20 protein-coding genes and 4 tRNA genes are annotated in these 21,076 nt (G+C 39.2%); 17 read left to right on the forward strand and 7 right to left on the reverse strand.

Annotation, left to right across the window (positions count from 1 at the left end):
• Nucleotides 1–9: 9 nt before the first annotated feature.
• Nucleotides 10–1,719 carry a type IV-A pilus assembly ATPase PilB gene (pilB, locus tag AC1M89_RS06875; RefSeq protein ID WP_092766658.1) on the reverse strand — a complete coding sequence of 570 codons (1,710 nt, stop codon included), beginning with the start codon at nucleotides 1,717–1,719 and terminating at the stop codon, nucleotides 10–12.
• A gap of 261 nt (nucleotides 1,720–1,980) precedes the next feature.
• On the opposite strand from pilB, the gene tpiA reads away from it, so the two are divergent.
• From tpiA to AC1M89_RS06955, 16 genes are all read left to right on the forward strand, one after another.
• On the forward strand, nucleotides 1,981–2,772 hold the full coding sequence (tpiA, locus tag AC1M89_RS06880; protein WP_035266016.1) for a triose-phosphate isomerase: 792 nt from the start codon (nucleotides 1,981–1,983) through the stop codon (nucleotides 2,770–2,772).
• Between the two features lie 13 nt (nucleotides 2,773–2,785).
• Nucleotides 2,786–3,115: a preprotein translocase subunit SecG gene (gene secG / locus AC1M89_RS06885; protein ID WP_035266018.1), complete on the forward strand. Its 330-nt coding sequence runs from the start codon at nucleotides 2,786–2,788 to the stop codon at nucleotides 3,113–3,115.
• Nucleotides 3,116–3,168: 53 nt separating this feature from the next.
• Nucleotides 3,169–3,253, forward strand: a tRNA-Leu gene (locus tag AC1M89_RS06890).
• Nucleotides 3,254–3,301: 48 nt separating this feature from the next.
• Nucleotides 3,302–3,378 (forward strand) — tRNA-Met (locus AC1M89_RS06895).
• An 81-nt stretch (nucleotides 3,379–3,459) separates the two neighbouring features.
• Nucleotides 3,460–3,536: transfer RNA gene (locus AC1M89_RS06900), tRNA-Met, on the forward strand.
• Between the two features lie 91 nt (nucleotides 3,537–3,627).
• Nucleotides 3,628–3,704 (forward strand) — tRNA-Met (locus tag AC1M89_RS06905).
• A 202-nt stretch (nucleotides 3,705–3,906) separates the two neighbouring features.
• Nucleotides 3,907–4,431, forward strand: a complete 525-nt coding sequence (gene rimP, locus AC1M89_RS06910) for a ribosome maturation factor RimP (RefSeq protein ID WP_035266019.1) — start codon at nucleotides 3,907–3,909, stop codon at nucleotides 4,429–4,431.
• Nucleotides 4,432–4,470: 39 nt separating this feature from the next.
• On the forward strand, nucleotides 4,471–5,955 hold the full coding sequence (gene nusA / locus AC1M89_RS06915; protein ID WP_481614057.1) for a transcription termination factor NusA: 1,485 nt from the start codon (nucleotides 4,471–4,473) through the stop codon (nucleotides 5,953–5,955).
• Nucleotides 5,956–5,969: 14 nt separating this feature from the next.
• Nucleotides 5,970–8,684: a translation initiation factor IF-2 gene (gene infB / locus AC1M89_RS06920; protein ID WP_035266024.1), complete on the forward strand. Its 2,715-nt coding sequence runs from the start codon at nucleotides 5,970–5,972 to the stop codon at nucleotides 8,682–8,684.
• Complete coding sequence (locus AC1M89_RS06925) at nucleotides 8,684–9,088, forward strand: ribosome-binding factor A (protein WP_035266025.1); 405 nt, start codon at nucleotides 8,684–8,686, stop codon at nucleotides 9,086–9,088. The genes infB and AC1M89_RS06925 overlap by 1 nt, the downstream gene beginning before the upstream one ends.
• Nucleotides 9,089–9,239: 151 nt before the next feature.
• Complete coding sequence (locus AC1M89_RS06930; RefSeq protein ID WP_092766659.1) at nucleotides 9,240–9,830, forward strand: LemA family protein; 591 nt, start codon at nucleotides 9,240–9,242, stop codon at nucleotides 9,828–9,830.
• A 24-nt stretch (nucleotides 9,831–9,854) separates the two neighbouring features.
• Nucleotides 9,855–10,925 (forward strand): TPM domain-containing protein, encoded by a 1,071-nt coding sequence (locus AC1M89_RS06935; RefSeq protein WP_481614058.1) that lies wholly within the window; start codon nucleotides 9,855–9,857, stop codon nucleotides 10,923–10,925.
• The gene (locus tag AC1M89_RS06940; protein ID WP_481614059.1) at nucleotides 10,919–11,479 is read left to right on the forward strand and encodes a TPM domain-containing protein; all 561 of its coding nucleotides are present in this window, start codon (nucleotides 10,919–10,921) and stop codon (nucleotides 11,477–11,479) included. Before AC1M89_RS06935 ends, AC1M89_RS06940 begins: the two co-directional genes overlap by 7 nt.
• Nucleotides 11,480–11,660: 181 nt before the next feature.
• Nucleotides 11,661–12,113: a pilin gene (locus AC1M89_RS06945; protein ID WP_481596165.1), complete on the forward strand. Its 453-nt coding sequence runs from the start codon at nucleotides 11,661–11,663 to the stop codon at nucleotides 12,111–12,113.
• A 60-nt stretch (nucleotides 12,114–12,173) separates the two neighbouring features.
• The gene (locus AC1M89_RS06950; RefSeq protein ID WP_481614060.1) at nucleotides 12,174–13,466 is read left to right on the forward strand and encodes an O-antigen ligase family protein; all 1,293 of its coding nucleotides are present in this window, start codon (nucleotides 12,174–12,176) and stop codon (nucleotides 13,464–13,466) included.
• A 61-nt stretch (nucleotides 13,467–13,527) separates the two neighbouring features.
• Nucleotides 13,528–15,150, forward strand: a complete 1,623-nt coding sequence (locus AC1M89_RS06955) for a PglL family O-oligosaccharyltransferase (protein WP_481614061.1) — start codon at nucleotides 13,528–13,530, stop codon at nucleotides 15,148–15,150.
• A gap of 37 nt (nucleotides 15,151–15,187) precedes the next feature.
• On the opposite strand, the gene bfr is transcribed toward AC1M89_RS06955, so the two are convergent.
• The 6 genes from bfr to gmk form a co-directional block, all read right to left on the reverse strand.
• Nucleotides 15,188–15,652, reverse strand: a complete 465-nt coding sequence (bfr, locus tag AC1M89_RS06960; protein WP_035264352.1) for a heteropolymeric bacterioferritin subunit Bfr — start codon at nucleotides 15,650–15,652, stop codon at nucleotides 15,188–15,190.
• A 229-nt stretch (nucleotides 15,653–15,881) separates the two neighbouring features.
• Nucleotides 15,882–16,076: a bacterioferritin-associated ferredoxin gene (locus tag AC1M89_RS06965; protein ID WP_035264349.1), complete on the reverse strand. Its 195-nt coding sequence runs from the start codon at nucleotides 16,074–16,076 to the stop codon at nucleotides 15,882–15,884.
• Between the two features lie 153 nt (nucleotides 16,077–16,229).
• On the reverse strand, nucleotides 16,230–16,613 hold the full coding sequence (locus AC1M89_RS06970; RefSeq protein ID WP_035264336.1) for a RidA family protein: 384 nt from the start codon (nucleotides 16,611–16,613) through the stop codon (nucleotides 16,230–16,232).
• 76 nt (nucleotides 16,614–16,689) lie between these two features.
• Entirely contained in the window at nucleotides 16,690–18,792 is a 2,103-nt protein-coding gene (locus AC1M89_RS06975) for a RelA/SpoT family protein (RefSeq protein ID WP_481614062.1), read from the reverse strand.
• Nucleotides 18,793–18,996: 204 nt separating this feature from the next.
• Nucleotides 18,997–19,278, reverse strand: coding sequence for a DNA-directed RNA polymerase subunit omega (gene rpoZ / locus AC1M89_RS06980; protein WP_035264331.1), 282 nt, complete (start codon nucleotides 19,276–19,278; stop codon nucleotides 18,997–18,999).
• Between the two features lie 75 nt (nucleotides 19,279–19,353).
• Entirely contained in the window at nucleotides 19,354–19,974 is a 621-nt protein-coding gene (gene gmk / locus AC1M89_RS06985; protein WP_035264330.1) for a guanylate kinase, read from the reverse strand.
• Nucleotides 19,975–20,108: 134 nt separating this feature from the next.
• On the opposite strand from gmk, the gene ispH reads away from it, so the two are divergent.
• Nucleotides 20,109–21,059, forward strand: a complete 951-nt coding sequence (gene ispH / locus AC1M89_RS06990; RefSeq protein ID WP_092766665.1) for a 4-hydroxy-3-methylbut-2-enyl diphosphate reductase — start codon at nucleotides 20,109–20,111, stop codon at nucleotides 21,057–21,059.
• Nucleotides 21,060–21,076: the final 17 nt, after the last annotated feature.

Below are 21,076 nucleotides of genomic sequence, written 5' to 3' on the forward strand. Positions count from 1 at the left end.
TATTTTTAATTATTCACTGGTCACACGATTCACTTCTTGTAAAGAAGTGAGTCCGTTCATGACCTTAATTAAGCCCGAACGTCGAAGATTCTTAAACCCCAGTCTTTCAGATGCAGCTGCAATCTCTAATGCATTGCCATCATCCATAATAATCTTCGAAATTTCAGGTGTCACTTTCATGACTTCATAAATACCGACACGTCCTTTATAACCATCACGGCACTCAGGACAACCGACAGGTTGATAAATTTTAAAATCTGGATCTGCTAAATCCTGTTCTGTGAATCCCATTTCTAACAAACTTGGTTTAGGAATATCAGCAGGTACTTTACAGTGTACACACAGTCGTCTAGCAAGTCGTTGAGCAATGACGAGATTCACCGAAGTTGCAATATTAAAAGAGGGAACCCCCATATTGCGCAACCGGGTTAAGGTTTCAGGAGCACTATTGGTATGAAGTGTAGACATCACCATGTGGCCTGTTTGTGCTGCCTTAATTGCAATTTCAGCTGTTTCGAGATCTCGAATCTCCCCGACCATAATAATATCAGGATCTTGACGCAGGAATGATTTCAATGCGACTGAGAAGCTTAAGCCCACTTTATAGTTGACGTTGACCTGATTAATGCCTTCTAAGTTAATTTCTACGGGATCTTCTGCTGTAGAGATGTTGGCATTTTCAGTATTTAAAATATTCAATCCTGTATAAAGCGATACTGTTTTACCAGAACCTGTTGGACCCGTAATCAGTAACATGCCTTGAGGCTTCTCAAGTGCCTCAAGGAATAAAGCTTTCTGATCTTCTTCATAACCTAATGCATCAATACCGAGCATTGCACTAGACGGATCCAAAATACGTAATACGATTTTTTCGCCAAATAGGGTTGGTAATGAGTTAACACGAAAATCAATCGCTTTAGTACGAGATAATTTAAGCTTAATACGGCCATCTTGCGGAATACGCTTTTCTGAAATATCCATTTGAGACATAACTTTCAAGCGTGAAGCTAATCGATTCGCGAGTTGCAATGGTGGATTTGCAATAGTTCTTAAAACACCATCAACGCGGTATCGAACTCGGTACGTTTTTTCATAAGGTTCGAAGTGTAAATCTGATGCACCCATGCGAATGGCGTCAACCAAAAGCTTGTTGATGTACTTAACAATCGGGGAATCATCACCTGAAGGACCATCATCGTTATTATTTTGCGGTGTATCGTTCTCGACCACGTTAACGTCAAGATCTTCATCGCCGAAATTGAAATTCTCATTTTCAGAAAAATGCTTTTCGATCAGTTTTTCAAGTTTATTATGTTCTACAGTAATAGGAACGACGTTTAATTTACTATTAAATCGAATTGCTTCCAATGCTTCGATATCTGTAGGATCACTCGTCGCTACAAATAAAGATATACCTCGTTGATATAAAGGTAAGATTACATGTTTTGTAACAAGATTTTCTGCAACGATATCTTTGGGTAGTAACTCAACATTATATGCATCTAAATCGAACAATGGCTCCCCAAACTCTTGAGCAACCATTTCAGCAATCGTATTTGCTCGTATTTTGAGATGTTCAACGAGGTAAGGTACTAATTTTTGATGAGATTTTTTTGAATTAATAATAGCATTTTGCATTTGCTGGGAGGTCAAAATGCCTTCATCAACCAAACGACGACTTAACCCAGAAAATTTTGGCCCACTTTGATCTAAAGTCATCCCCAATACGCCTTAAATTCATTTTATAATTCGAATATTAAAATTATACGGTTATAAGTAGAAAATTCTATACTTAAAATCATTAATATTATCCGAAAACTATGAAAAAATTGAATTTTTTCACTTATTCTATTGGGTATTGTGTCTTATGTTGTCTTTTTTTAAAGAATTCTAGGTGCTGAATCTGTATCCATTGAATTTTTACGTTAATTTTTTAAAATCCGTGTAGAATGTGCGCATTTTTGATAGAAGGTTAGATCTATGTCGGGTTCGACAATTACTCCGTGGGTTGTAGGCAATTGGAAAATGAACCCAATGCAGGCTAACACGCAACAGCTTTTAGCTGATTTGAAACAACAGCTTGAGCAAGCTTCAATCGCTCATGATGTTTGTAAAATTGGTGTTGCGCCAACTTTATTGGCTTTACTCCAAGTAAAAAATGAACTTGCAACAGATGCTCATGAAGTGTTTGTGGTCGCTCAAGATGTATCACGTATTGCGGGTACTGGTGCATTTACAGGTGAAGTTAGCGCAGATCTTTTAAAGGATAGCCAAGTCGATTATGTATTAATTGGGCATTCTGAACGTCGTGAAATATTTAATGACACGCCTGCGATTCTTAATGAAAAAATAAAAAATGCTTTAGCTGCTAACTTACATATCATCTATTGTGTGGGTGAAAGCCTTGAACAGCGTGAAAGTGGGCAAGCTGAGCAAGTGGTGTTACAACAAATTTGTGACATTGCAGGTGTTGTGAATCCAGAGCAATGGGTGCATATTACCGTCGCCTACGAGCCAATTTGGGCAATTGGAACTGGTAAAACAGCTTCCCCGGATGATGCACAAGCAATGCATGCTAAAATTCGTGAAGGATTGAGTCAAATTACACCTGAAGGTCAAAACATAGCAATTCTTTATGGTGGTAGTGTAAAACCTGAGAATGCTGTTGAATTGGCAGCATGCCCTGATATCAATGGTGCCCTCGTAGGCGGTGCATCACTCAATGCAGAATCATTTGTTCAAATTGCGCAAGCATTTGCCCAATCAAAATAATTAGGAGTTCATCATGCAATCTTTTGTACTGGTGCTACACATCATTTTAGCGTTATTGATGATTATTTTAATTCTAGTACAGCATGGTAAAGGTGCAGATGCAGGTGCGTCTTTTGGCGGTGGCGGTGCAGCGACTGTATTCGGCGCTTCTGGTTCTGGTAACTTCTTAACTCGTTTAACCGGGATACTTACTGCTTTATTCTTTATCACAAGTATTAGCTTGGCTTACTTTGCGAAGCAGCAAACGACAGATGCTTATGGTTTGAAAACGATTAACACAACTGAGCAAGTTGATCAAAAATCGCCTGAAACTTCATCAACTGCACCAAAACCAGCTGAATAATTGAATATTTCGCTTTCAATTTTTCATTGAAACCACTAGAATGCGTCACAGCTGCGGTGGTGGTGGAATTGGTAGACACGCTACCTTGAGGTGGTAGTGCTTTCGGGCGTGGGGGTTCAAGTCCCCCCTTCCGCACCAACTTATAATCCAGAAGTTTAAGTTGGTGTTTGCAGCAAAATCTGTTGATGCGGGATGGAGCAGTCTGGTAGCTCGTCGGGCTCATAACCCGAAGGTCGTTGGTTCAAATCCAGCTCCCGCTACCAATCAATCCTATAATTAAGATGCAAACTTAAAATAGGCAACTTAAACAAAGTTTGAGTTGAGATATACTTTTTGCACGTTGATGCGGGATGGAGCAGTCTGGTAGCTCGTCGGGCTCATAACCCGAAGGTCGTTGGTTCAAATCCAGCTCCCGCTACCACTTTTGATTAAGGTGCAACTTAATCAAGTCTAATTAGAAAGTTTTTCTGATTGAAAAATGATTCAAATTTAGATATAATTTTGCACGTTGATGCGGGATGGAGCAGTCTGGTAGCTCGTCGGGCTCATAACCCGAAGGTCGTTGGTTCAAATCCAGCTCCCGCTACCAAGTTTCTAAAGAGGCTCACAACTAGGTGGGCCTTTTTGCACAGTGGGCATTGCTTTTCTGTGCAATAATGGGGGCGAATGCGCCCTTTTTTGTTATCTATCGTGTAGTGTGGACATCAATTGGTCAAATAATCATGCTATCACTATAGTTAGTCTGTGTCGGTCTGTTGGCCGATTGAATCGCACATAAATGACGAGAGTAAATGAAGTTATCAAATAAAACCCAAGCATTGTATGAACTGATCGCACCCGCTGTTGAGGCGTGCGATGTTGAACTATGGGGTTTAGAATTTACACCTCAGGGTAAGCGTTCGCTAGTACGTATCTACATTGACAAGCCTGAAGATCCAAACAAAGAACCTGTTATTTCCGAAGACGGTGAAATTGATCTTGGTCGTGGTGTGGGTGTGCAAGATTGTGTACGTGTTACCCAACAAGTTGGTGCAATCCTCGATGTTCATGATCCAATTTCTGGTGAATATGCATTAGAAGTTTCATCACCAGGTTGGGATCGCACTTTCTTTAAACTTGAACAGATGCAAGCATATATTGGTCAACAAGTTGCTTTACGTTTGATTTCTGCAGTGGATAACCGCCGTAAATTCCAAGCGAAACTGGTTGCTGTAGATGTAGAAAATGAAATGATCCAAGTTGAAGTTGAAAAGCAACAAGTGCTCGAGATCGATAGTCACAATATCGATAAGGCCAACTTGATCTACCAAGACTAAATTAATCTTAACTAAAAGAATTTGAATAGTAGGTGACTTATGGGCCGTGAAATTCTTACCGTTGCTGAGACGGTTAGTAATGAAAAAGGTGTTAGTCGTGAAGCGATTTTCGAAGCGCTCGAGCAAGCTCTAGTTGCTGCAACGAAGAAAAAATTCTACGAAGGCACAAATTCTGAAGAAGCACAGTTGCGCGTTGAAATCGATCGTAAGACTGGTGAATACCGTACTTTCCGTCAATGGACTGTAGTAGCAGATGAAGATCATGAAATGCCTGCATGCCAAGACGCGATTTCTGATGTGGACCCAGCGAAATGGTCAATCGGTGATGTGCGTGAGCTTGAAGTAGAATCAATTGAATTTGGTCGTATTGCAGCTCAAATCGCGAAGCAAGTTATTGTTCAGAAAATTCGTGAAGCTGAACGTGCGCTTATTGCAGATGCATATGAATCTAAAGTTGGTGAGTTAATTTACGGTGAAGTAAAGAAACAAACTAAAGATGGTTTCATTATTGACCTCGGTGAGAATGCGGAAGCATATCTTGCACGTGAAGAAATGATCGCAAAAGAAATTTTACGTCCTAAACAGCGTGTAAATGCGATTTTATTTAACGTAAACCGTGAAGGTCGTGGTGCGCAGCTACAACTTTCTCGTGCTAAGCCAGAAATGTTAATGGCATTGATGAAAAAAGAAATTCCAGAAATTTCTGAAGAAATCATCGAAATTAAAGCTGCTGCACGTCAACCGGGTGTTCGTGCTAAAATTGCAGTGAAAACGAACGATCATCGTATTGATCCAGTTGGTGCATGTATTGGTATGCGTGGAACACGTATCCAAGCTGTACAGCAAGAATTGAACGGTGAACGTATTGATGTTGTAGTTTGGTCAGATGATCCAGCTCAATATATCGCAAGTGCTTTAGAGCCAGCAGATGTATCGGGTATTGTGATTGATGAAGAAGAACGCACAGCAGATATTATTTTTGCTACAAGCGATCAATTGGCGCGTGCAATTGGTTCTCAAGGTCAAAACGTACGTTTAGCTTCTGAGTTAACTGGTTACAAGCTCAATATGATGCTTGAAGAAGAGTACCGTGCTCGTCAACAAAATGAAGCACAGCAATATCTCGATATGTTTGTAGGTCGTCTTGATATTGAAGAAGACCTTGCGATGGCATTGGTAGAAATGGGCTTTACTTCACTTGAAGAGATTGCTTACGTTCCAGCTGAAACATTTGATGAAATCGAATTAGATGCAGAAACGGTTGAGCTTTTACAAAGCCGTGCGAAAGAAGTTGCATTAGCAGATGCACTGAAAGAGCAAGAAAATATTCAAGAACCGAGCGAAGAGCTTCTAGCGATGGAAGGAATGAGTTCAGAGCTTGCTTATGCATTAGCGGCTCGCGGTGTAATCACAGTAGATGATTTAGCAGATCAGGCAACTGATGATATCTCTGATATCGAAGGTTTAGGTGCTGAGAAAGCAGGTCAATTGATCATGAAAGCACGTGAATCATGGTTTAAGTAACGAGGAGGTCATACATGACGGATAAGTCAATTAAAGAGTTAGCAGTCAGCGTAGGTCTTCCAGTTGAAAAACTATTAGATCAGGTGCGAGATGCTGGGTTGCCTCAATCTAAGGCAGAAGACACAATCTCAGTAGAACAGCAAGACCGTTTAGTCGCTCATTTGAAAAAAGCGCATGGGCAAGACAGCGGCAGCGCAGGAAAAATCACGTTGAAACGTAAAACTACGAGTACTGCAAAAGTAGCAAGTACATCAGGTAAAGCTAAAACTATTAACGTAGAAGTTCGTAAGAAGCATACGTTTACTAAGCCAGATCCTGAACAAATTAAAGCTGAAGCATTGGCAAAAGCAAAAGCTGAAACTGAAGCAAAAGCACAGCAAAAAGTTGAAGTTAAACCAGCTCAAGCTGAAGAGAAGGCGCAACCTGCAGTAAGTAAAGCGAAAGCGAACTTAGATGCAATGCGTGCTGCAGCGAAACAATCGAGTGAGAAGCAAGAAGTTGCTAAAGCTGCGGTTGTGGTTAAGCGCAAGTCAACAAATAAACCGATTGTTAAACAAGCAACTAAGCCAACTGAAACTGCGGAACAGAAAAAAGCACGTGAAGCTGAAGCTGCTAAATTAAAAGCAGTTGAAGAAGCAGCACGTCGTAAAGCAGCTGAAGAAGCACAACAACGTACGCTTGAACAAATGCGTCAGATGGCTTCTAAGTACTCTAATGAAGATGCAACTGCAACGATTCGTGTGGTCGATGATTCTCCATTGGCTGCTGGTCTTGTTGGTCAAGCATACGAAGATTCATTCGCGAAAGAAGACCGTGACATTAAGCGTGGTAATAACACACCAGGTGCACGTTCTCCTAAGAAAGGTGGTCGTCGTGGTCAAGAAGAGCAATCTTTCCGTGACAACTCTCATAAACGTGGTTTGAAATCAAGCCAAGCTAATAAACATGGTTTCGAGAAGCCAGTTAAAAAGCAAGTTTATGATGTTGAAATCGGTGCAACTATTGTTGTTGCTGACCTTGCTGCAAAAATGGCGATTAAGGTTCGTGAAGTAATTAAAACACTCATGAAAATGGGTGAGCTTGTCACTCAAAACCAATCAATCGACCAAGATACAGCAGTTCTAGTGGTTGAAGAAATGGGTCATAACCCAGTTCTAGTATCAGATACTCAAGCGGAAGATAACTTGCTTGAGGCGGCTGAAGAAGCACGTGGTGCACAAACAACGCGTCCACCAGTGGTTACTATCATGGGTCACGTTGACCATGGTAAGACATCGCTTCTTGATCGTATTCGTCGTGCGAAAGTAGCGCAAGGTGAAGCGGGCGGTATTACACAGCATATCGGTGCTTATCACGTTACAACGGATAAAGGTATTATCACGTTCTTGGATACTCCGGGACACGCAGCATTTACTGCGATGCGTTCACGTGGTGCGAAAGCAACTGATATCGTTGTATTGGTGGTCGCAGCTGATGATGGTGTTATGCCACAAACAGCGGAAGCGATTGACCATGCTCGTGCAGCAGGTACGCCAATCATTGTTGCAATCAACAAGATGGATAAAGAATCTGCTGATCCAGATCGCGTATTGAATGAATTGACAACTAAAGAAATCGTGCCTGAGCAATGGGGTGGTGATGTCCCTGTAGCGATGGTTTCTGCGCACACCGGTGCAGGTATTGATGAACTTCTTGACTTGATCTTGATCCAATCTGAACTTCTAGAGCTTAAAGCTTCTGAAGAAGGTGCGGCACAAGGTGTTGTAATCGAAGCACGTGTTGATAAAGGCCGTGGTGCGGTTACTTCGATTCTTGTTCAAAATGGTACATTAAAAGTAGGTGACCTTGTTCTAGCTGGTGCATCTTATGGTCGTGTACGTGCGATGACTGATGAAAATGGTCAACGTATTAAGTCTGCAGGTCCATCGATTCCAGTTGAAATCTTAGGTCTTCCAGAAGCGCCAATGGCAGGTGACGAAGTTCTTGTTGTAAATGATGAGAAGAAAGCACGTGAAGTGGCTGATGCGCGTATGGATCGTGAACGTCAAAAACGTTTAGAGCGTCAATCTGCAATGCGTCTTGAAAACTTAATGGCTTCAATGGGCAAAAAAGACGTGCCGATTGTGAATGTTGTTCTGAAGACAGATGTTCGCGGTACATTGGAAGCGCTTCATGTTGCATTGGCTGAACTTTCAACTGATGAAGTGAAAGTGCGTGTCATTGGTTCAGGTGTTGGTGCGATCACTGAGTCTGATGTGACACTTGCAGAATCTTCAGAAGCATTCTTATTAGGCTTTAACGTTCGTGCAGACAATACAGCGCGCCAAAAAGCCGACGCAGATGGTATCGACATTCGTTACTACTCAATCATTTACCAATTGATTGATGATGTGAAAGATGCAATGAGTGGTAAGCTTGCACCAGAACATCGTGAAACAATTCTTGGTGTGGCTGAAGTACGTGAAGTATTCCACTCGAGCAAGTTTGGTGCTGCAGCAGGTTGTATGGTTCTTGAGGGCTTATTACACCGTAATAAACCAATTCGTGTCTTACGTGATGACGTGGTTGTGTTCCAAGGTGAACTTGAATCACTTCGCCGTTATAAAGAAGTGGTTGAAGAGGTTCGTGCTGGCATGGAATGTGGTCTTGCGGTCAAAGGCTATAAAGACATCAAAGTGCTCGATAAAATCGAAGTCTATGATGTTCAATTAATTAAACGGAGTCTTTAATGGCGGGTAGTCAACGTCTTAAGCGTATGGCGGACACGGTTCAGCGAGAATTGTCTGAACTCATTCGTCAGGAGCTGAAAGATCCACGCTTAGGTGGTCTTGTGACCATCTCAGCGGTGAAAGTGAGCCCAGATTTAGGCTATGCTGAAGTTTATGTTACTGTCATGGGACGTGAACTTGGTGATGAGCAAAGTGAAGCAGCAAATAAAGATACTCTAGATGTTTTAAATAAAGCATCAGGTTTTCTGCGTCATGAGCTGAGTCGTCGTATTAAGACACGTATCACACCTCGTTTACGTTTCCATTATGATAAAACTAATGCATACGGAAACTACATGTTTGGTCTAATTGCTGAAGCTGTGAAGGACTTACCTCCAGCTGACGATAAAAAAGACGAAGAGTAATTTCAAACAAAAAGCCACCTTAGGGTGGCTTTTTTTATCTTAATGTTTTTATATAAATTAAAGCCATAAAATAAATGCTACATTCAATTTTGAATTTGCGTATACAATATTTTTAATTAAACAAATACAAATAAATAATGAGGTTGATGTCATGCAAATTTTAAAAAAATCAGCTGTTGTGCTCGCATTATCAAGTTCCTTGCTTTTCACAGGTTGTGGGTACAATACACTTCAAGCGAAAGATGAAGCGGTGACTGCATCATGGTCTGAGGTACAAAACCAATACCAGCGTCGAGCAGACCTTGTTCCGAATTTGGTGAATGTAGTTAAAGGATATGCAAAACATGAAGAACAAGTTTTAACTGAAGTCACAGAGGCACGTGCAAATGTTGCAGGGCTCAAAGTTGATAAAGAGGTTCTTGAAAATCCTGAACTATTCAAGCGTTATCAAGAAGCGCAATCGCAAATGACAAGTGCATTATCACGTTTGCTGGCAGTGACTGAAAACTATCCAGATCTTAAAGCGAATGAGCAATTCCGTGATTTGCAGGTACAATTAGAGGGTACAGAAAACCGTATAGCAGTTGCGCGTAATCGCTATATTTCTACCGTCCAAGATTACAACACCTATGTTCGTCAATTCCCACAAGTCGTAACTGCGAAAGTCATTGGCATGGATGCAAAAGAAAACTTTAGTGCTGAAGCGAGTGCACAGAAGGCACCTAATGTTTCTTTTGATTAAATCAATGATTAGAAGTTGATGAATATGAGCATGAGAACTCAGCATCTTAGACACAATAGTATGAAATTGCTTTCATGGCTATTTGTCTTTGTGATGACCTGTACATTGCAAATGGTTCATGCAGAAACTACAACAGCAGTAGATCATGAGTCTGACGCGATTGTGCTGGGAAAAGTGATTCTACCCAATTCAGCAAATCCATCATCAAGTGCTCAGCAAAATAAACCAACTCCAGTACCTCCTGTTACTGTTTCAAATGATATGCAGGAAGGAGACACACAACGTCAACTCCCTACATTAAATGAACCTGTGATAGATCAGGCGAATATACTTTCTCCTCAAGAAAAGTCAGAACTCGATACAATAATTCGTGGTCTGTATAATGAGGGTAAGGCTCAAATTGGGATTGTCATCGTTCCGACAACTGGTCAGGAAAGTATCTTTGATTTTGCAATGCGTACAGCACAGACTTGGGGGTTAGGTTCTGCTCAACAAGATAATGGTTTATTAATCGCAGTGGCGATTAATGATCGAAGATTACATATCGCAACAGGTTATGGATTGGAAGGTGTGATTCCAGATATCGTTGCGAGTCGAATCATTCGCGAACAAATCACCCCTTATTTTAAAGTCAATCAATTTGGACAGGGTTTAATTGCAGGGGTCAGAGAAATTGAACGAATCGTTAACCTTGATCCGGAAATTGCCCAGCAAGCTGCTGAAGAACTGAAACTTAGACAAGAACAAGCCTTAAAAGCGCAATATGCAAAGGAAAAGACATTTAACACGGTATTATTTATTTTAATCGCTGGTGTGATTGGTTCTTTTATTATTGGTAATCGTTTAAGTGCTTCGGTCGCGGGTGTTACTGCTTTTGCTGCGAGTATGATTTATGGTTCAGGGATTTTAATCAGCTTAATTGTGGGTATTGGAATTTTCTTTTTATTATTTACATCAATCGCACAGTTGATTTTCCAAGCATTTTTATCTGGCGGAGGACGCGGCGGCGGTGGCGGTCGAGGCGGATTTGGCGGTGGTGGATTTAGTGGTGGTGGTGGTGGCTTTGGTGGGGGAGGTGCGTCAGGCTCATGGTAACAAAAACTGAAACGACAGAAATTATCACTGAACCTAAGTTGCAACAAGCATCTCAACCGAGCTTCAAGCGCTGGATTAGGCACTTTTGTTATTTGCCTGCGTCTAAACGTTATTTTTCCAAAATGGATCAAAATGCGATTGCAGAGGCAGTGAAACAAGCGGAGCAAGGTCATGTTGGAGAGATCCAAGTGGTCATAGAGGGATATATTCCATGTGCCTTGGCTTATTCAATGAATACTCGTCAGCGCGCCGAACAACTTTTTGCTGAATTAGGTGTATGGGATACAGAATTTAATAGTGGTGTACTGATATATTTAAATCTATGTGAGCAGAAAGTTGAAATTGTGATTGATCGTGGAATTCAAAAGGCAACAACGCAACAAGATTGGCAAGCAATCTGTGATCACATGATTAATGAGCTAAAAAATAAAAATTATAAACAGGGTGTTATTGTTGGCGTGATGGAAGTCGGGGAAATTTTGAATCGTTTTTATGATGATAAAGTGCAAGATTTAGAAAATGAGCTCAGTAATCAGCCAATTATTTTAAATTGAGTTAAGAAAAGTGACAAAAAATGTCACTTTTTTACATAAATTAACATTAAAAATAAATTTGAAAATTATTTATTGGCAATCTTGAAGCGTTATACGAAAATAGCATCAGTTAGTTAGCAACAACAAAATCTATTTTGGGGATAGGTTGTTAACTTTGAACTTAAAAATTAGGAGAGATGTTATGAACGCTCAAAAAGGTTTTACTTTAATCGAGTTAATGATCGTTGTTGCAATTATCGGTATTCTTGCTGCGATTGCGATTCCTGCTTACCAGAATTATATTGCACGTTCACAAGTTACAGATGCAATTAGTTTAGCTTCAGGTTTAAAAACTCCTATCGTTGAGGTTATGAGCCAAACAGCTGTATGTCCAGATAATAGTGATGAGACAAAAGCTGCTGGTCTAGCTTTAGAAAACACAATCTCTAGTAAATATGTAGCGAAAGTTACAACTGGTGGTACTGCACCTGCTTGTACTATTACAGCTAAATTCAAAAAAGATGGTGTCAATGCTGGTTTATCTGAAGGATCTATTACACTTACAGCTGTAGACAATGGTGGTTCTACAGATTGGAAATGTACTACAACTGATATTGATCAAAAATTCTTACCATCATCGTGTGTAAAATCTTAATTAGTACATGTCAAAAGAGCATCGTTTGATGCTCTTTTTTTTATGACTAAATTGTTGGTTATGAGTATTATTGTATTTTTATATTTAGTGGTAGTGCTATTAGGATTTCATTTGGGTTGGGTCGCGAATCCATATGATGAGTCTAGGGTGCTACAAATCATCTTAATTGTAGTTTTAAGTTTTTGTTATCTTGTTAAAAAAGATAAAAAAGAAGTCACTTTAGATAAAACATTGCTATTTTTTTTTATTCTCATAGCTTTATGGTTGGCGGTTGGAAACTGGTTTCGAGTTGTAGATTTAATTCTATGGTTAAATTTAGGCTTATTATTTTTTATTTTTAAAAAATTTGATTTTCATTCAAAAGTAACTAGAAATTCACTCATTTTATTAATTATTTTCGCTTTATTTATTCATTTTTTTATACCATTAGTGTTTTATGACTTTATAGTGAATGGGAAACTTTATAGTTGGCAAATGAATTCAAGTTCAATTCGTATATTGAATAGTGTGATCGTTCCGTTTTTTTGGTTAAGTTTCTTTCTTAAAAGAAAAAATAAATATATCAATGTTCTCTATCCATTCATTTGCTACTTTTTTGGATTAGGCTTGTTCGTTGATGGAGCTAGATCAGCTTTATTGAGTCTAATCATACCTCTAGTTTTGTTGTTAATTTTAAATCAAGAATATAGAAAAGAAGCCTCTAAAACTTTTATCTGGTTATTCTTTGCATTTATGACCTACCAAAGTGTCTATTACATTTATAATTTCCTTCATGAAGTTGATCGGTCATTGAATATAGCAAGGTACTCAAGTTCACACCGTTCTGAAATGTGGACTTTTATGTTTGAGCAATGGAAGAAAAATCCTTTATTAGGAACAGGTGGGGGCTATTTAGCACAAATTCAGTATCAATATGGTCATCATATCCATAATGTTTATTTGAGATTAGTTTTTGAATGGGGGATATTGGGCATTATCGCGCTGGTATGGTTAGGGTATCATTTTATGCGATTATTGAAATCTAGCGTTGATGTTGTGCTCAAAATGGGTGTTTTATCAATTGCAATTGATGCGATGTTCTCAGGCAATTTTATTTATCCGGTTTCTCAAGTGATCTGCGTACTTTTTATTGCATTAACTTTTAGTCACATGAAGACACAAGTAGTGACTAATTCGAAATATGTAATTAAAGAAAAATACCTTTTTTTGCCAATTTTTATTCTCTATTGCCTACTGATTATGACACATCTTGGTTCGGATATTATTTGTGTGGGGTGTGGAAGTGCTGAAGGTCGAGCAGCCCCATTTTTTTGGGAACATGGCGGTAGTACAAAATTGGAAAGAGTCGAATAAATTTGACGCTTTCAATTTAATAAATGATTTAAGATAGCTCAAACATTTTTTAAACCTTGTTATGAAATACTTTGTTCTTGCGATTTTTTCGTTAGTGATGGCTTGGCTCCTCCCATACCATCGCTCGCCTTGGCCAACTTTTGGCTCAGAAATACTAACTTTTATTGCAGCATCATTTTTATTGTTAGGCTTAGCAAAGTTTAAACTAAACATACCAAAACCACAGCTCCTGTTGCTGCCTTTCTTAAGTATTCCACTTATTCAATTTATTTTCGGACAGAACATCTATTTCAGCAATGCTTTATTTAGTTTTGCTTATATTCTGTTCTTTATGTTGATGGTGATTGCTGGATATCAACTTTGCCTCGAGCAGAAAAAGAGAGAACAAGTATTTAAAATTACCTGTTTAACATTTGTTTCAGTCGGAGTTATCTCAGCTATATTTGCTGTGCTACAGTGGTTGGATATGCATACCTTCTTTTCAGGTATTATTTATTCATTTAACGGCAATCGCCCGTATGCGAATTTAGCTCAGCCGAATAATTTAGCGACATTACTCATTCTAAGTTTATTAAGTAGTATTTATCTATTTGAAAAGAAAATAATTTCTAGTTTTTTTCTTGTGCCAATGTCTTTAATCACACTGTTTGGTGTGGTGTTAGCACAATCTCGAACAAGTATTATCGTTTGCGCTTTTATTGTTATCTATTGGTTAATCAAACAAGTCAAAAAACAGAATCGATTTTCTCATATCCATCTCGCATTATGGGTTGGCTTATTTATATTACTTTCATCCAATTTAGCATCTCTTAATCAATGGCTTTTTGCTGTTACAGATACTCAAACTGCTGTTCAAGGCTCAGCAATAGTGGCAAAAGGTGCAGGTGATATTCGTCTAGATATGTGGCAACAAATGTTAGCTGCGATTCTGCATCAACCATGGTGGGGGTATGGATGGAATCAAACAGGCTTAGCGCAATACTATATTACCGATACTTTCCAAGTTTCACTTTGGTATAAAAGTGCACACAACATGATTCTAGACTTATTAGTCTGGAATGGATTGATTCTAGGTGGGCTTATTCTTCTGTACTTTACAGCTTGGCTACTGTGGCTCAATAAAGGAGTGAAGGATAATATCTCGATCATTGCAACATTGATGGTATGTGCAATCCTCATTCATGGCATGTTAGAGTTTCCTTTGCATTATGCTTATTTTCTACTTCCAGCAGGTTTCTTAGTGGGCATCATTCAGGCGCAATATAAAAATTTGCCTTCAGTAAAAATGAATGGTCGAGTGTTCGCAGTGATTGCTCTTATCACGATTGTGGGGGCTTTAGTTACGACACGGGATTATTTTTTATATAAAGAGCAAAGTGTACTCGCATCAAAGACTGAAGCTTTAACAGTAGATCAACAACACACCATGCAAAAGCAAATTTGGTTGATTACCCAATTTAAAGAGCGCGTGTGGTGGATCGGATTAGATCCTAAAACTGAAATGACAGAACAACAACTTGCTGATCTAGAGCGAATGGTTGCAAACTTGGCATCAAAATATGATTTACATAAGTATGCACAAGTGTTGGCTTTTAATGGGAAGGAGCAAGAAGCGAAGCATCAGTTATGGATTTTAGAAATATTGCATAAGCAGCATATTGAGTATGATGAGTTATTGAAATAAAAAAAATCCCCAAAAGGGGATTTTTTTATTTCAATCATTAAATTTGGCTTTGAATATAATTCTCTACACCAACTTGATCGACAAGATCGAGTTGAGTGGTCGCCCAATCTAAATACTCTTCTTCTTTTTCTAAAATCTCTTGTACTAAATCACGTGTAACATAATCGAGTTGTTCTTCTGCTAATTTCACAGCAGTTTGAATCGTTTCAATATTTTCTTTGACTTTCCGAACATCGCATTGCAGCACTTCAATGGTGTGTTGACCAATATAGAGCTTACCCAGATGTTGCAGATTTGGAAGACCTTCTAAAAATAAAATGCGCTCAATGATTTTATCTGCATGCTTCATTTGACGGATAGATTCTTTATATTCCGCTGAACCGAGTTGTTCGATACCCCAATCATTAAACATACGTGAATGTAAGAAATATTGGTTGATGGCTGTAAGATGGTGGTAAAGCACCTGATTTAACTGATGAATAACGTCACGGTTGCCTTTCATGATCTTAGCTCCAAACTCAAAATTCAGCCTATCATAGAAGGCTATCGATAGAGATTATCTTAACCCAACTTGCTAAAGCCTGACGAGTAATTTATTGAACAGCAAATGAAAATCGCAATCAAATACGCTTGTGCAAAAAATAACCCCGCTGAGTCAAAGCGGGGGGAGAAATTGGAAATCTGAATTATAGTTATAGAATGAGTTGTTATTATTTTTAGCACATTCTGAATTAAGCGGCGATTGAAATTCTGGCAGCTATTTCAGCAAGTTCTTCATTAATAATACTGCGTGCTTCAGGAACACAGCGTCCGCAACAAGTGCCTAGATCAAGCAAGTCACGAATTTCACGATAAGATTCAGCGCCATTTGCCATAGCATCTTTAATATCTTGATCTGTAATTCCACGACATAAACAAACGTACATTTCTGCTCAACCACAAGGATAAATGCGATAGTTGATATTATTGATAATTATTATCGTTTGTCAATGAAATTCATTTAAAAATGCTGTTTAATTCATCGATTTTCTAGATAAAAAAATACCACCTCATAGGTGGTATTTTTTAAGATATTGAAATTATTTAGAAATAATCACAACACCATCCATTTCAACCAGTGCGCCTTTAGGTAAACTTGCAACGCCTAATGCCGCTCGTGCAGGGTAAGGCTGAGCGAAATATTCCCCCATAATTTGGTTTACCAGTTGAAAGTGAGATAAATCAGTGAGGAAAATATTCAGTTTGGCAATATCAGCTAAAGAACCACCAGCAGCTTCACAAACTGCTTTTAGATTATCAAATACACGACGAATTTGAGCTTCAATGCCCTCAACCAATTCCATGCTATATGGATCTAATCCAATTTGTCCTGAAAGATAAAGTGTATCGCCGACAAGAATGGCTTGAGAGTAAGTACCAATTGCAGCAGGTGCATTTTCAGTATGAATGACTTGGCGGGACATCTATTTCTCCATTATTCAAATCTAGCTTCATCATAAAGGATGAACACTATAGGTGAAAGCTCTAATCTGTATTTGTTTAGCAGGCTTGTGAGACTTCTTCAACGGCAAGAGGAGCTGACATGCGTGAAATACGCGGAAAACCAAATTGCATGCGGAGTTCACGAATGATTTGCGCAATTTGTTGACGACTATGAACAACAATACTCAGATAGGTTTTTGATTCATATTGTCGAACGGACTCGATTCCGATTTTTGATTTACGACAGATATAAATCAGTTGTGAAATTTGCTCATCACTTAATAATAGATCGATACACAAGTAAGCATTGAAGTTGATTTCAGATTCACCTTCATCTTTCCAGTGCAACGGCATAATATTTTCAGGGTGTAACTGTTGTTCGTGTAGAAGGTTCTTACAGCGAGCACGGTGAACAATAAGACCGCGGCGAGATAAATGTCCCTGAATAGGATCGCCTAGCACTGCATTACAACAATGGGCATATTTTACATCTACACCATCAGTACCTAAGATCAGGCGACTTGATGCTTGATCTTGATGATGATCTTGAGCAAAGAGATGGTTCGCCACAAGTTGTGGGAGCAAATCACCTACAGCAATTTGTTCAAAAAGTTGATTCTTGCTTGGAATATGGCGCCATTGTAATAGTTCAGTCCAATTTTGATCGGTTAGATCATGAATAGAGGTATTAAATAACTTTAATGCACGATTTAAGGCTTGTTGACCGACAAGGCGCTGTTCATCAATATCTTGATCTCGCAAAATATTTTGAATAGAGCGTCTGGCTTTTTGAGTGTTGATAAAGCTCAGCCAATCCGGGTTGGGTGAAGCGAGAACATCGGTAATCACCTCAATGACTTGACCACTTGAGAGTGGTGTAGAAAGCGGTTTGATTTCACCATCAATTTTACAACCGACTGCATGGTTACCTAGGAATAAGCTCGCAGAGTAAGCGAAATCTACTGCTGTCGCTCCTTGTGGTAACTCATGTAAGTGACCTTGAGGAGTATAGACCCATATTTTTTCTTGATGTAGATAATCTAATAGATCATTAAACGTGGTCTTAGCACAATCGCCACCGACTAAGGTATGCAAATTCTGCATAGATGCTTGAATAGCAGATCGGCATGTTTGAGGAGCATTTTCACCTAATACTACCCCAAATCGCGCAGCCTTACGCATAAGTTCAGTTTGTATGGTGAGCGAAAGCGTTGTTTTCTCGCCTTTCAAACGCAGCATCAAGGATTGATTGCCACCAGGGAGAGGGCGGCGGATATGATCTTGGTAATTTAAAACTTGGAAGTTATCTTTTAACAACTCAACTAAACGATCGCAATCGGCAATGGTCTGGAGAACGATTTCAAACGCATGACTATGTGTGAGTTCTTGAAGGTTAATTTCGTTTTTAACAAAGTGGCGTAGCAATTCAATGTTATTGTTTTTCTTTTTGATCCGCCCGGGAATATTGAAGTTTTCCAAGAGATCGCTCAAATGTTTTTCCCAAATGGCTTGGTACTTACAGCGTTGAGGTTTGGTTTGCGCCAAAGCATTTTGAACATCATTGAACATATCTAGATCAAGATTTTGATAACAGAGGTGTTCAAGATTGTCAGCCATTTCATTCATGCCGACCAAACGTGCCATTGGCACGAATATATCAAAAGTTTCTTGTGCAATACGGGCACGTTTATCTGGTCTTAAAGCTTCCAAAGTCGTCATATTGTGGTAACGGTCTGAAAGTTTAATGATGATCACACGAGGATCTTGCAATGTGGCTTGTAGGATTTTTCGGAATGAGGCTGCTTTATTATATTCTTTGTCACTAGAGTGGCTTAATTTCGTAACACCATCGACCAGCTCAGCCACTGTTTTGCCAAATTTTTCAGTAATGTCTTCTTTGCTAAAGTCGGTATCTTCAATGACATCGTGCAGTAGTGCTGCCATCAACGTTTCTGGGTCTAGGCGCATATGCGCCAGAATACAACTTACGGCTATCGGATGCAGAATATAGGGTTCACCGCTTTTGCGTGTAATACCATCATGTGCCATGTCAGCATAATCGCAGGCCACAAGCACTCTGTCGACGTCCTTTTCAGATAAATACGCGTCGATGATGACTTTTAGCTGTTGCTTAGCTTGGCTGACCAATGGGCCTGGCATACTACACCTTTGAATCCGTGGAAGAGAGTAAAAAGTAAAAGACTTTACTAAAAATTCATATTGCTACAATGCTCTATTTTTAAATAGAGAATAGCTCTAATTTTTTTAACAAATTTTTTCAATTTTGTCGAATCATTCTCTAAAAAAATTCAATAAAAAAGCCTAGTCACTGGACTAGGCTCTTTTAAATGCAGGTCTTAAAGCTTATTGGAAAGAAAAACCATCTAAGTTTAAGTTATTTGCAGAAAGTGCTAAATCTAAGCTAGACGTTTGATAATCTTGCTCACGTTGTTTCAAGATATCTTTAGTGACATGACCTTCAGCGATTTCACGTAAAGCAACCACTGTTGGTTTGTCATTGTCCCATTCTACAGTTGGCTCGATACCTTGACGAGCAAGTTGACGCGCGCGTTTGCTTGCCACTAGTACAAGCTCAAAGCGGTTGTCTACATGGTCTAAACAATCTTCAACGGTTACGCGTGCCATAAGAGTTCTCGTATGTATGAAATTTTTTAACAGACTGCGCAGTATAAAATGCTTTGTCTATAGACTCAAGTTTAATCACGAATTCGGTGTGATTAATTTTTGAATTAAATCTTTATGTCGGTGAGCCTGTTGTGATAATGAAAGACGGTTCGCATTAATAACAGACTCAAGATCATGTAAAGCTTTATTAAAATCATCATTCAAGATGATGTAATCGAAGTTTACGTACTGTTGCATATCTTCTACCGCACAACTTAAGCGATGTTCAATCACTTCAACAGAATCTGTACCGCGGTTTGATAGGCGTTGGCGAAGATCAAATTGAGTAGGTGGAAGAATGAAAATTTGTTTTGATTCAGGAAAAAGTTTGCGAACCTGTTCTGCACCTTGCCAATCAATTTCAAGTAAAACATCATGACCTTTTGCAAGTTGTTCTTTTACAGTCGCTTGTGAAGTGCCGTAGTAGTTACCGAAAACTTCTGCGTATTCGATGAAACCACCTTGATTCACTTGCTCAATGAAAGATTCTTTGCTGGTAAAGTGATAATGCACACCATCTAATTCACCAGGACGTTGACCTCGAGTAGTGTGTGAAACAGAAACGTGTAAATTGCTTACGCGCTCAAGTAGGGCTTTAACTAATGATGTTTTGCCAGTTCCAGAAGCAGCTGAAACGACAAACAAGAGACCCGACATGATATTTTTCCTGATATGATAAAATATCTTCTCTATTTTAGAGCAGAGTGCTTTTAAACTAAATAGCAATTCGCATTTGTTTTAAAAAATATTCTGATTCATTGACCAAATTTTAGCGATCGTTTGAGGGTCTTATGGAAATTGTTTTAGCTAATCCACGTGGTTTCTGTGCTGGTGTAGACCGCGCTATTGCGATCGTTAATCGTGCACTTGAAAGCTTTAATCCTCCGATTTACGTTCGTCATGAAGTGGTACATAACAAATTTGTTGTGGACGATTTACGCCAACGTGGTGCAATTTTTGTAGATGAATTAGATGAAGTTCCTGATGACAATATCGTGATTTTTAGTGCACATGGTGTATCAAAAGCTGTACAACAAGAAGCTGAGCGCCGTGGATTAAAAGTATTTGATGCCACATGTCCTCTCGTGACAAAAGTGCATATCGAAGTCACAAAATATGCGCGTGAAGGGATTGAAGCCATTCTGATTGGTCATGAAGGGCATCCAGAAGTTGAAGGCACCATGGGTCAATATGATCTGAAAAATGGTGGTGCAATTTATCTGGTTGAAGATGAAGATGATGTTGCTGCTTTACAGGTGAATAATCCTAATAAGTTAGCATTTGTCACTCAAACGACACTTTCCATTGATGATACTGCAAAGGTCATTGATGCTTTACGTGCTAAATTTCCAGCCATCCAAGGGCCACGTAAAGATGATATCTGTTATGCAACTCAAAACCGTCAAGATGCGGTCCGTGATTTAGCGACTCAATGTGATGTCGTTTTAGTGGTTGGTTCTCCAAACTCCTCGAACTCTAATCGTCTTCGAGAATTGGCAGAGCGAATGGGTAAGCATGCTTATCTTGTAGATAATGCGGATGAGCTAAAAAAAGAATGGTTTGCTGAAACCACTAAAATCGGTGTTACTGCAGGTGCTTCAGCACCTGAAATTTTGATCAAACAAGTGATTCAGCGTCTACAAGATTGGGGCGCTACGTCACCACAGGAATTAAATGGGCGAGAAGAGAACATAACCTTTAGCTTGCCTAAAGAATTGAGAATTCAAGTTACTCAAGCTTAATAATGAATTATCAATGA

The sequence above is a fragment of the Acinetobacter sp. ANC_7635 genome, from assembly GCF_056779945.1.

Excerpts from the sequence above, each read along its gene's own strand:
- bfr (WP_035264352.1), bottom strand. The coding sequence starts at position 15,652 with ATGAAAGGCAACCGTGACGTTATTCATCAGTTAAATCAGGTGCTTTAC.
- AC1M89_RS06935 (WP_481614058.1), top strand. The coding sequence starts at position 9,855 with ATGAGCATGAGAACTCAGCATCTTAGACACAATAGTATGAAATTGCTT.
- AC1M89_RS06975 (WP_481614062.1), bottom strand. The coding sequence starts at position 18,792 with ATGCCAGGCCCATTGGTCAGCCAAGCTAAGCAACAGCTAAAAGTCATC.
- AC1M89_RS06955 (WP_481614061.1), top strand. The coding sequence starts at position 13,528 with ATGAAATACTTTGTTCTTGCGATTTTTTCGTTAGTGATGGCTTGGCTC.
- AC1M89_RS06965 (WP_035264349.1), bottom strand. The coding sequence starts at position 16,076 with ATGTACGTTTGTTTATGTCGTGGAATTACAGATCAAGATATTAAAGAT.
- ispH (WP_092766665.1), top strand. The coding sequence starts at position 20,109 with ATGGAAATTGTTTTAGCTAATCCACGTGGTTTCTGTGCTGGTGTAGAC.
- nusA (WP_481614057.1), top strand. The coding sequence starts at position 4,471 with ATGGGCCGTGAAATTCTTACCGTTGCTGAGACGGTTAGTAATGAAAAA.
- AC1M89_RS06925 (WP_035266025.1), top strand. The coding sequence starts at position 8,684 with ATGGCGGGTAGTCAACGTCTTAAGCGTATGGCGGACACGGTTCAGCGA.
- rimP (WP_035266019.1), top strand. The coding sequence starts at position 3,907 with ATGAAGTTATCAAATAAAACCCAAGCATTGTATGAACTGATCGCACCC.
- AC1M89_RS06945 (WP_481596165.1), top strand. The coding sequence starts at position 11,661 with ATGAACGCTCAAAAAGGTTTTACTTTAATCGAGTTAATGATCGTTGTT.
- gmk (WP_035264330.1), bottom strand. The coding sequence starts at position 19,974 with ATGTCGGGTCTCTTGTTTGTCGTTTCAGCTGCTTCTGGAACTGGCAAA.
- infB (WP_035266024.1), top strand. The coding sequence starts at position 5,970 with ATGACGGATAAGTCAATTAAAGAGTTAGCAGTCAGCGTAGGTCTTCCA.
- AC1M89_RS06940 (WP_481614059.1), top strand. The coding sequence starts at position 10,919 with ATGGTAACAAAAACTGAAACGACAGAAATTATCACTGAACCTAAGTTG.
- AC1M89_RS06950 (WP_481614060.1), top strand. The coding sequence starts at position 12,174 with ATGAGTATTATTGTATTTTTATATTTAGTGGTAGTGCTATTAGGATTT.
- rpoZ (WP_035264331.1), bottom strand. The coding sequence starts at position 19,278 with ATGGCACGCGTAACCGTTGAAGATTGTTTAGACCATGTAGACAACCGC.
- secG (WP_035266018.1), top strand. The coding sequence starts at position 2,786 with ATGCAATCTTTTGTACTGGTGCTACACATCATTTTAGCGTTATTGATG.
- AC1M89_RS06970 (WP_035264336.1), bottom strand. The coding sequence starts at position 16,613 with ATGTCCCGCCAAGTCATTCATACTGAAAATGCACCTGCTGCAATTGGT.
- tpiA (WP_035266016.1), top strand. The coding sequence starts at position 1,981 with ATGTCGGGTTCGACAATTACTCCGTGGGTTGTAGGCAATTGGAAAATG.
- pilB (WP_092766658.1), bottom strand. The coding sequence starts at position 1,719 with ATGACTTTAGATCAAAGTGGGCCAAAATTTTCTGGGTTAAGTCGTCGT.
- AC1M89_RS06930 (WP_092766659.1), top strand. The coding sequence starts at position 9,240 with ATGCAAATTTTAAAAAAATCAGCTGTTGTGCTCGCATTATCAAGTTCC.